This window comes from Skermanella sp., assembly GCF_059503625.1.
In genome coordinates this window covers 1-9703 of sequence record NZ_JCACHA010000776.1, presented here as the reverse complement: position 1 = coordinate 9703, position 9703 = coordinate 1, and the positions used below count along the sequence as shown (strand labels likewise).

The 9703-nt window shown below is 66.7% G+C and carries 9 protein-coding genes, 1 tRNA gene, 1 pseudogene and 1 riboswitch; of the genes and pseudogenes, 3 read left to right on the top strand and 8 right to left on the bottom strand.

Features of this window, described 5'->3' with window-relative positions; genetic code table 11:
• The 6 genes and pseudogenes from thiG to AC5JJ6_RS27155 all read right to left on the bottom strand — a co-directional run.
• Positions 1-333, bottom strand: a pseudogene (gene thiG, locus AC5JJ6_RS27180) (thiazole synthase); the annotation flags it as partial.
• Positions 334-367: 34 nt separating this feature from the next.
• Positions 368-577: a sulfur carrier protein ThiS gene (thiS, locus tag AC5JJ6_RS27175; RefSeq protein ID WP_496045067.1), complete on the bottom strand. Its 210-nt coding sequence runs from the start codon at positions 575-577 to the stop codon at positions 368-370.
• A complete protein-coding gene (gene thiO / locus AC5JJ6_RS27170) occupies positions 574-1755 on the bottom strand; it encodes a glycine oxidase ThiO (RefSeq protein WP_496045066.1) in 1182 nt (393 codons plus the stop codon). Before thiO ends, thiS begins: the two co-directional genes overlap by 4 nt.
• Positions 1744-1843, bottom strand: a riboswitch (TPP riboswitch). Its footprint overlaps the gene before it by 12 nt.
• A 105-nt stretch (positions 1844-1948) precedes the next feature.
• Complete coding sequence (locus tag AC5JJ6_RS27165) at positions 1949-2794, bottom strand: S49 family peptidase (RefSeq protein ID WP_496045065.1); 846 nt, start codon at positions 2792-2794, stop codon at positions 1949-1951.
• A 61-nt stretch (positions 2795-2855) separates the two neighbouring features.
• The gene (locus AC5JJ6_RS27160) at positions 2856-3503 is read right to left on the bottom strand and encodes a tRNA1(Val) (adenine(37)-N6)-methyltransferase (protein ID WP_496045064.1); all 648 of its coding nucleotides are present in this window, start codon (positions 3501-3503) and stop codon (positions 2856-2858) included.
• Between the two features lie 112 nt (positions 3504-3615).
• Positions 3616-3831: a putative signal transducing protein gene (locus AC5JJ6_RS27155; protein WP_496045063.1), complete on the bottom strand. Its 216-nt coding sequence runs from the start codon at positions 3829-3831 to the stop codon at positions 3616-3618.
• Between the two features lie 222 nt (positions 3832-4053).
• Here AC5JJ6_RS27155 and AC5JJ6_RS27150 point away from each other — a divergent pair, with 222 nt between their 5' ends.
• Together AC5JJ6_RS27150 and AC5JJ6_RS27145 are read left to right on the top strand one after the other, a co-directional pair.
• Complete coding sequence (locus AC5JJ6_RS27150; RefSeq protein WP_496045062.1) at positions 4054-5076, top strand: polyprenyl synthetase family protein; 1023 nt, start codon at positions 4054-4056, stop codon at positions 5074-5076.
• A gap of 137 nt (positions 5077-5213) precedes the next feature.
• A tRNA-Pro gene (locus AC5JJ6_RS27145) sits at positions 5214-5290 on the top strand.
• A gap of 227 nt (positions 5291-5517) precedes the next feature.
• Here the strand turns inward: AC5JJ6_RS27145 and AC5JJ6_RS27140 are convergent.
• Both AC5JJ6_RS27140 and AC5JJ6_RS27135 read right to left on the bottom strand, forming a co-directional pair.
• Positions 5518-7947, bottom strand: coding sequence for a PAS domain-containing sensor histidine kinase (locus AC5JJ6_RS27140; protein ID WP_496045061.1), 2430 nt, complete (start codon positions 7945-7947; stop codon positions 5518-5520).
• A gap of 327 nt (positions 7948-8274) precedes the next feature.
• Positions 8275-8502 carry a hypothetical protein gene (locus AC5JJ6_RS27135; protein ID WP_044432207.1) on the bottom strand — a complete coding sequence of 76 codons (228 nt, stop codon included), beginning with the start codon at positions 8500-8502 and terminating at the stop codon, positions 8275-8277.
• A 225-nt stretch (positions 8503-8727) separates the two neighbouring features.
• Between AC5JJ6_RS27135 and ubiA the strand changes: the two genes are divergently transcribed.
• Complete coding sequence (gene ubiA, locus AC5JJ6_RS27130) at positions 8728-9663, top strand: 4-hydroxybenzoate octaprenyltransferase (RefSeq protein ID WP_496045060.1); 936 nt, start codon at positions 8728-8730, stop codon at positions 9661-9663.
• Positions 9664-9703: the final 40 nt, after the last annotated feature.

Genomic DNA, 9703 nt, shown 5'->3' with positions numbered 1-9703 from the left:
CACATCAGGGTGCAGGGTTTCGCTGTCGCCGATGACTTCCAGCTTGATCCAGTTGGTTTGCAGGGCTTCACGGGCTAGGCGGGCGGTCAGCACGGCTTCGCGGGCAGTGGAGCAGCCGGCGGTATTGGGCAGCAGGACATAGTCGGAGCCGAGCATGTCCACCATGCTCTCGGCGTAGCCTTCCAGGCTGATGCGGCGGATGGAGACGGTGACGACCTCCGCCCCGCTGGCGGTGATGGCGTCCAGCATCACCTGACGGTTCGGGTAGCCCGCCGTCCCGATGAACAGGCGGGAGTTCAGACGGCGGCCGGCGATTTCCAACGTGTCGGTCATGATTACGGTATCTCGGTGCTGCGGGGGCGGGGCTTCAGCCGCCGGAGAAGGGGCGGACGATTTCCAGCTCGTCGCCGGGCGACAGGCTGATTTCCGGCCAGCGGGCAGCCGGGACGACCATCCCGTTCAAAGCCACGGCCACGCCTTTGGCGCCGGGCGCCACCCCCTTGGTGCGCAGCAGCGCGTCGAGGGTCGAGGCGGCCAGCGACTCCGGCTTGCCGTTGACTTGGATATGCTGGGTCATTGCTGTTCCCTCCTGGGATCTCGGCGGTTCGATGCCGCTTTTTTCACGAATCGGTCCAGGCCGAAGGGGCGGATGACATCGGCGGTCCGGCCGGTAAGGATATGGTCGGATATCGCATCAGACGTGACCGGCGTCAGAAGGATGCCGTTGCGGTGGTGGCCGGTCGCGAGCACGAGGCCGTCGAGGCCGGAAGGCCCAAGGATCGGGGCGTCGTCGCGCGAGCCGGGGCGGAAGCCGACCCAGAGTTCGTCGATCGGCAGTTCCTCGATGCCGGGCAGGGTGCGCCATGCGCCCTCGATCAGCGACATGACGCCTCCCGCCGTCAGGTCGGTGTTGAAGCCGCGCTCCTCGACCGTGGCGCCGATGACCAGACGGCCGTCGCGGCGGGGGACCAGATAAACGCTGGGCGTCCAGACGACTTGGCGCAGCAGCGGTTCGTCCGGGTCCATGCGCAGTGCGGCCATCTGGCCCTTGACCGGGCGGACGGGCGGCCGGGCGAGGTCGGGCAAGCCGGGGATCGCGCGGGACCAGGCGCCTGCGGCCAGCACGGTGGTATCGGCGTGATGGAAGTCGCCGCTCTCCAGCCTGATTCCGATGGCCCGGTTGCCTTCGGTCAGGATTTCGGCGACGGGGGAGTGCTCGTGCAACCGGCCGCCGGCCCGTTCGAACGCGATGCGCAGCGCCTTCGCGAGCTTGCGGTTGTCAACCTGATGGTCGCCGGGGCTGAAGATGGCGGCAACGGTGTTGGTGTGCAGGTAAGGTTCGCGCTTCTTCGCCTCTCCGCCGGTCAGCCACTGGTGGTCGAGGCCAAGGCTCTTCTGAAGGTCGAAGTTGAAGCGCAGCCGGGCGGCGTCGTCGGCGTTCAGGGCCACGACCAGCGTGCCTTCGGTCCGCAGGTCGATCTCAATGCCGGCGGCGGCTTCCAGTTCCTTTGCGAAGGAGGGCCAGAGCTGCTGGCTGTGGCGGTTCAGCGGAAGCTGGCCTTCCTCGCCGGGTTCGACCTCCACGCCGGCGGCCAGCATGCCGGCGGCGGCTTGGCTGGCGCCCAGGCCGGCGTCGCCCTTGTCGAAGACATCGACGCGGCATCCGGCGGCGGCCAGACGCCAGCCGATGCCGAGGCCGATGACGCCGGCGCCGACGATCAGAACGGAGGATGAAGATGGAGGCGATGTCGTCAAGAGGCTCCCTTCGTCGGCATGATCCGAACAGGTTCGATGGGTATGATCTCAGCCGCTCAAGAACGAGGCGGCACCCCAGCCAGATATTTCGAGGCCATTAAAGCTTGCGAGGTTGCACAGCGCAACCCCGCATTGCCCGGTATTGCGGGATGTTCTTACCGCCGGGTGGAAAAACCGGTGGCCGTTCCGCCGGTCACAGGCCGAAACGCGACCACATCGCCCGTTCCTCCACCGCGCCGATGACGGCCTGGGCGAAATCGTCGGCCAATCCGGACGGGAGCATCGAGGGCAGCGATGTTTCGCTGCGGACGCGGCCGCGCCACCAGCGGCGGTCGCCCTGGACGAGGCGCAGCTTGACCTTCTCGCCGAAGCGGCCGCGCATGACGGTGCGGAGATCGCCCAGGCCGTCGATCAGGCCAAGCTCCTGCGCACGGGTTCCGGTCCAGAACTCTCCCGTGAACAGGTCGTCGTCGGTGCCTTTCAGGCGTCCGCCCCGGCGGTCCCGCACCATGGCCTTGAAGGCGTCGTGGATTTCGGCCTGGATCGCCTTCAGGCGGACGATGTCTTCCTCGTTCTCCGGCTGGAACGGATCGAGCATCGCCTTGCGGGTGCCGGACGTATGGACGCGCCGCTCGATGCCGTAGCGGGCGATCAGGTCCTGGAAGCCGAAGCCGGCGGAAACGACGCCGATCGAGCCGATGATCGAACTGGTGTCGGCGTAGATCTCGTCGGCGGCGCAGGCGAGCCAATAGCCGCCCGAAGCGGCCACATCCTCCGCGAAGGCGAAGACGGGCACCTTCTTCTCGTCGGCAAGCTGCCTGATCCGGCCTGCGACCAGCGCCGACTGGACGGGCGAGCCGCCGGGCGAGTTGATCTGGAGCGCCACCGCCTGCTGGCCGGGAACGGCGAAGGCGCGCTCGATCACGGGGGCAAGGGCCGACAGGGTGATGCCCTGACGGAGCGCCCCTCCCGCGCCGATGACACCGGAAAGGCGAATGACGGAAACGATGGGGGCGGGCTTGCGACCGAGGGCGGTCATGATGCGGCGGATCAACATGGGATATAGATGGAGCAAATCGGTTGGAATAAAAGCCTGCCGGTCAGGGTTCCAGCGCCTTTCCGTCGCGCAGGATAGCGTCGGCGGCCGGGGTGAAGCTGCCGTCGGTTTCGTGGAGCACGAGGCCGGGGGACATGAGCGCCGGGCTGCGGGCATTCCGGCGCGCGCTGACGATGACGCGCTTGGCGGGACGCCCGGCTTTCGGCCAGAGCGGTATCAGCGTGACGGCGCCGAACCTGCCGTGAAGCAGTGCTATCAGGTCGTCCAAGCGGTCGGCGCGGTGGATCAGCGTCAAAGTGCCGCGCGGCTTCAGCATGCGGGTGCAGAAGGCGATCCAGGCGGGGAGGTCGGCGGAGCCTTCGCCATGGGCCAGCGCCCGGCCGGCGCCCGGCGGCGGGGTATGCGTGCCGGCCTTCTGGAAGGGCGGATTGGACATGACCCGGTCGAATCCGGAGGGGTACAGGCAGGCGGGAGGCGATTGCAGGTCGCCGGCAAGGATGGCGACGCGGCCTTCCAGGGCGTTGTCGGTGATATTGGCGGTGGCAAGCTCGACCAGATCGGATTGCAGTTCCAGGCCGGTGACATGGACGCCGGGAACGCGGTGGGCGAGGCACATCGATGCCGCTCCCACGCCGGCCCCGACGTCGAGGACGCGTTCGCCCGGCAATGCCGGCGTGGCCGCCGCCAGCAAAATCGGGTCGATCGCTGCGCGGTAGCCCTGGCGCGGCTGTTTAAGCCGGATGCGGCCATCCAGCAGGCGGTCTTCCGACCAAGGGGGCCGATCGGGCGGTTCGATTGCCGGATCAGGGACGGGGGAGATGGCCTGCCTCCACCAGGATGCGGCGGGCGGCGTCGTAGTCTTCCTCCACCACCATCAGGCGGCGGGGGATCGCGCCGATGCTGCCTTCCAGGATGCTGGTATAGGTGTCCAGCACGATCGCCTCGATGCCGGCGTCGGCCAGCAGCGCCGTCAGCCATGACAACAGTACGGGGTCGACCGTCCGCAGGAGTTCCTTCATCAATCGTCCCCATCGTGCGCGCTCAGTCGTCGGGCGCGCCATCCGTGAATAGCACGGGAAGAGAGGACGGAAAACCGCGCGGTGGATCTTGTTTCGATGCTAGAATGACATTAGACGATATCAACTCATCCGCGGCGATTTCGACAGCGGACTTGACCAGCGAAGTCCTGTCCTTATGCTCGCTATCATCTCGTGCCCTGCCACGCCATGCTGGAGACCAAATTGGCGGTCGTGACCAACCTCAGCCTGAAACGATCAACCCCGGACGTGAACGCACTCGATAAGCTGACGGTCCTGGTCGCAGACGACCTCAAGGCCTGCAACGCCCTCATCATCGACCGCATGCAGTCCCCGGTCGAACTCATCCCCCAACTGGCCGGCTACATCGTGGCCGCCGGCGGCAAACGGCTGCGGCCGGTGCTGACGCTCGCCTCGGCGCGGCTGTGCCGCTACGGCGGCGACCGGCACCAAGGGCTGGCGGCCTGCGTCGAGTTCATCCACACCGCCACGCTGCTGCACGACGACGTCGTGGACGAAAGCGATTTGCGGCGCGGGCTTGCCTCGGCCAATGCGGTGTTCGGCAACAAGGCCAGCGTGCTGGTCGGCGACTTCCTGTTCAGCCGCGCCTTCGAGCTGATGGTCGAGGACGGGTCGCTGGACGTGCTGCGCATCCTGTCGCATGCCTCCGCCGTGATCGCGGAAGGGGAGGTGCTTCAGCTCACCACGTCGAACGACACCGGCACCAGCGAGCAGGCCTATCTGGACGTCATCCGCTCCAAGACGGCCGAGCTGTTCGCGGCGGCCTGCCAGATCGGCGCGGTCGTGGCCGAGCGTCCGTCGGTGGAAGAGGACGCGCTGTTCGCCTATGGGCTGAACCTGGGCATCGCCTTCCAGCTGGTGGACGACGTGCTGGACTATTCCGCCCTTCAGGCGCGGCTCGGCAAGACCGTCGGCGACGACTTCCGCGAGGGCAAGATCACCCTGCCGGTGATCCTGGCCTACCGGCGCGGCAGCGACGAGGAGCGGATCTTCTGGAACCGCGCCCTGGAAGAGATGGAGCAGGGCGACGGCGATCTGGACAAGGCGATCGGACTGATGAACCAGCACGGCGCGCTGCGCGACACCGTGGAGCGGGCACGGCACTACGGAGCCATCGCGCGCGACGCCCTGGGGATCTTCCCCGACAGCGAGGAGAAGACGGCGCTGCTGGACGTCATCGACTTCGTGATCGACCGGGAGTTCTAAAAAGTCCGCGAGTTCTAAAAAGTCCGGCTGGCCTGGAATTCGGCGCTTGCGCGGGGCCGGTCTTGCCGGTATATACCCGCCCACGCCGCGACGCGGCGGCCTTGAAAAAGGTCGCTGAGCCGGGCGGTCCAGGGTATCGGAGTGTAGCTCAGCCTGGTAGAGCACTGTCTTCGGGAGGCAGGGGCCGGAGGTTCGAATCCTCTCACTCCGACCATGACGCAAAAAGGGCTTCGGCATCGCCGAAGCCCTTTTTGCATTGGGGGTCGTTACTGCCGGCCGTCCGATATCGGCGTAGAAGAGGCTTCCAGCCGCTTTCAGGGTGCGAAACGGTGGTTCCGCAGGGAAATGAAGGATTGTGCGGCTAACAGCACGCAATCTGTGCGCTGAAAGCGGCTGGAAGCCGCTTCTACGCCTTCGCCTGTGGTATTGGAGCGGAATCCCTCAGCCGGCGCCGTTGCCGGCCCGCAGGGGGGCGGGGGGACCGGCGTTCGCGGCCGGCGTGTCGGAGTTGGAGCGGGCGGGCAGAATGCAGCGGATGCAGGTGCCTTCGTTGAGGCGGCTGTCGATCTCGACGCGGCCGCCGTGCAGCTCGATGAAGCTCTTGACCAGGGACAGGCCGAGTCCGGCGCCGGTCTGGCGGGCCTGCGGGTTGGCGCGCTCGAAGCGGCCGAAGACGCGCTCCTGATCGGCGGCCGGGATGCCGATGCCGGTATCGGTCACGGCCAGGACGAAGGAACCGCCGATCCGTTCGGCGGAAACCAGGATCCTGCCGCCGGGCGGCGTGAACTTGATGGCGTTGCTGATAAGGTTGAAGACGGCTTGCTTCAGGCGCTTCTCGTCGGCGTCGATGGTGCCGATGTCGTCGGCATAGTCCACGTCCAGCTTCAGGCTCTGCTTGCGTGCCCAGTCGCGGGTCAGGCCGATCACGCTGCCCAGCATCGCCGGGATGTCCACCGGGGCACGCTCCAGGACCATGTAGCCGGCCTCGACGGTGGCGAGGTCCAGGATGTCGTTGATCAGCAGCAGCAGGCGCTGGCCGCTGTCCAGGACGGCGCGGCTGTATTCGAGCTGGCGATCGTTCAGGGGACCGAAATACTGGTTCGCCAGGATCTCGGCGAAGCCCATGATCGCGTTCAGCGGGGTGCGGAGCTGGTACGAGACGTTGGCGATGAACTCCGACTTCAGGCGGTCCGCCGCTTCCAGCGCCGCGTTGCGTTCCCGCAGGGCCTGCTCGACCCGGACGCTGTCGGTCACGTCGAGGAAGCTGGTCAGGACGGCGCCGTCGGGCAGCGGCACGCTGGAGAACTCGACCACGGAGCCGTCGACGCGTTCCAGCCGGCCGTTGCCGGCGGCGCGTTCCAGCGTTCCGGCGATGGTCTCGCGCTTGAAGCCTTCCCAGTCGTCGCCGTAGTCGAAGAAGTGCTTCATCTTCTCGACCAGTTCGACCAAGTGGGGTTCGCCGTTGAGGTCTTCCTGCCGCAGGTTCCAGATCCGGGCATAGGCCGGGTTGGACAGCTTCAGCCTGCCGTCGCCCCCGAACACGGCGATGCCTTCGGCCAGATTGTCCAGGCTCTCCTGCTGGACGGCCATCAGCGTGTTGTAGGAAGACTCCAGCGCCAGGGCGTTGGTGACGTCCTCCAGGATGAACATCAGCCCGCCGAACGGGTGCGGCACCAGCAGCATGCGGAGCGTAGTGCCGTCGGGCAGGTGGAGCAGGTCTTCCGCCGGCTCGATCAGGGACGTGAACTTGGCGAGTTGCTCGCGCTTGTAGCGCGGGAAATCGGCGTGTTCGGGCAGCCGGCGCCGGGCGCGCAGGTCTTCCATGATTTCGCCGTAGGTCGGCTCCGACTCGAGCCACTTCACGTCCAGGCCCCAGAGCGAGACATAGGCCTGATTGTAGAAGAGCAGGCGGGTGTCGGCGCCGTAGATCGCGATCGGGGAACCGAGCTGTTCCAGCACTTCGCCATGGGCGGAGACGTGGCGGCTCAGCTCGCGGCGCAGGTCCTCCTGCGCGGTCAGGTCGAGCGCGAAGCCGGCGACCATGGCTCCGGCGGCCGTCCCGGCGGGGAAGGGAATTTCCGTGATCTCGACCAGCCGGCGGGCACCGTCGATCACCATGTGCTGGGTTTCCGACCGGGGAGCGTCGGCGGCGGTCGCCTGCTCGGCCAGCCGGCGGCCGGAGCCGCGCTGGGCGTCGGTCGCCAGCTCGCGCTGCTGTTCGATCGCCTCGTCGCGCCCGAGTTCGACCGCGTCGGCATAGGCCTTGTTGCACCAGACGATCGACAGGTCCTTGGCGCGCAGCCAGATCGGATAGGGAATCAGGTCCAGGGCGGCATGGAGCTCCGCGACGGTCTGGAGCGCCGCGTTGCGCGCCTGCGTCTGCCGCTTGATCTCGCCCGTGACGTCGCCGATGTCGCGTGCCCACAGCACGTCGAACGTTTCGCCGCCCGACCTTCCCGACCCGCGTGAGCCGCTCAGCTCGAGCACGCGGGCGCCGTCGGCGGTGGTGACGACGATCTGGAAAGGCTGTCCGGTCAGGCGAAGATGGCTGAAAGCGCCGTTGAGTGCCGCGGCGTCGCTGGTTTCCAGCGCGTTCTCGATATCTTCCAGCCGGTCGCAGCGGGCGACGCCGAGCAGGTTCGCGAATGCCGGCGAGACCGCATGGGTGCCGCCGGCGCTCCAGCCGCACCACGCATCGGGGGACGCGGTCAGGAAAGCTTCGAGCCTGTCCACCTGCGCTTGCAGCTCCGCCGAGCGGCGCGCATGGCGGCGGCTGCGGAGGTTCTGCCACAGGATTCCGGCCAGACCGGCGCCGGCGAGACCTGCCAGAGCCAGCGTGCCGAAGCCCGGAATGGCCGTGCCGCCCGTCACGGCGCCAGGCACCTGTGCATACGCTACGTGAGCGTGCGGCAGTGCCGTCGTCAGAGCCGCGCCGGCCGCAGCCAGGAGGAGTTTATGTTTGGTCGCCAGGGTTATCACGGGGAGGATATTAGTTAACCTGATTTAACTCAGCCATCGAGCGACGTTACATAACTGGACGGCGCTAGTCCATCATTACGCCCATGGCGTGAGCGCGATTGAGCGGAACACCGCGATTTTCCCGAAAGATCGAGGGTATATTAACCTTTGGGTGAAAGGCCGGCGGCGCCTTCGGCGCGCCACCAGTCACCGTGTTTATATCGAAAGGGCTGAAAAGATCTATTGATTAGGCGATCGGGTGATGCTCTTGATCGGTCCGCGTGGATTGCCGGACATCTCGGCGATCTTGCGGTCCTGTTCCTCGATCAGCGCCTTCGCCGGTTCGTCGCCGTCAAGGCCGCCGAGCAGTTCGCTGGGCACCTTGCGGTTGGATGTGCGGGCGCCGTCCTGGTACAGGACGTCGAACAGCACGAAGGCATTGTCGGTCGCTTGTTTCTTGCGGGCCATTGCCGCTCTCCCGTGACTTTGCTGGATATGGGCTGGATCAGGGGAGTGTCTTAGGACATCGGGTCCGGGTACCGACACTGTTTCTATCGATCTATGACGTTTGAGCCTTCATGCCGCATGCCGGAAGGTTCCGGCGGATGAGCGCGTGCCATGGCCGGGCGGTCTCGGCTAGAGTGGGGCGCCTTCGTCCGATTCTCCGGTGTTTCAGATCAAGCGATGCAGCAGATGACCTCCCTGGAACAACCATCCCGGCCCGGCCGGCAAGCCCATACCGATATCCGGCCCGACGGCTGGATCGACCGCTTCGCTCCGGCGCCGGCTCGGCCCTATCTGAAGCTGGCCCGGCTGGACCGGCCGATCGGGACGTGGCTGCTGCTGTTTCCGTGCTGGTGGTCGCAGGCTTTGGCGACCGAGGGCTGGCCCGACCCGTGGATGATGGCCCTGTTCGGCATCGGCGCCGTGGTGATGCGCGGAGCCGGCTGCACCGTCAACGATATCCTGGACCGCGATATCGACGGCATGGTCGAGCGGACGCGAAGCCGGCCGATCCCGAGCGGGCAGGTCTCGGTGAAGCAGGCGCTGGCGTTCCTGGTGTTCCAGCTTCTGATCGGGCTGCTGGTGCTGGTCCAGTTCAACGGCTTCACCATCCTGCTGGGGGCGGCGTCGCTGGCGCTGGTCTTCACCTATCCGACGATGAAGCGGATCACGTGGTGGCCGCAGGCGTTCCTCGGCCTGACGTTCAACTGGGGCGCCTTGGTCGGCTGGTCGGCGGTGACGGGCGGCCTGGACTTGCCGGCGCTGGTGCTCTACGCGGCGGGGATCGTCTGGACGCTGGGCTACGACACGATCTACGCCCATCAGGACAAGGAAGACGACGCCCGCATCGGCGTCAAGTCGACGGCGCTCCGGCTGGGCGACGCATCCAAGATCTGGATCTACGGCTTCTACACGCTGACCTATGGCGGGCTGCTGGCGGCAGGCCTGCTGGCGGGGCTGGGTTTCTGGTTCCAGATGCTGATGACGGCGGCGCTGATCCAGCTTGCATGGCAGGTCGGAACGTGGCGGCCGGACGATCCGGCGGACTGCCTGGTCAAGTTCAAGTCGAACCGCTGGTTCGGCTGGCTGGTACTGGGCGCAATCGTCGCGGGGCATGTGCTGTAGGGGACGATGGATTCTCCTTGCGTACGGGGAGCGCCGTGTG

Bases quoted from the DNA above. Each gene is read 5' to 3' on its own strand.
- ubiA (WP_496045060.1), top strand. From the start codon at position 8,728: ATGACCTCCCTGGAACAACCATCCCGGCCCGGCCGGCAAGCCCATACC.
- AC5JJ6_RS27165 (WP_496045065.1), bottom strand. From the start codon at position 2,794: ATGACCGCCCTCGGTCGCAAGCCCGCCCCCATCGTTTCCGTCATTCGC.
- AC5JJ6_RS27135 (WP_044432207.1), bottom strand. From the start codon at position 8,502: ATGGCCCGCAAGAAACAAGCGACCGACAATGCCTTCGTGCTGTTCGAC.
- AC5JJ6_RS27155 (WP_496045063.1), bottom strand. From the start codon at position 3,831: ATGAAGGAACTCCTGCGGACGGTCGACCCCGTACTGTTGTCATGGCTG.
- thiS (WP_496045067.1), bottom strand. From the start codon at position 577: ATGACCCAGCATATCCAAGTCAACGGCAAGCCGGAGTCGCTGGCCGCC.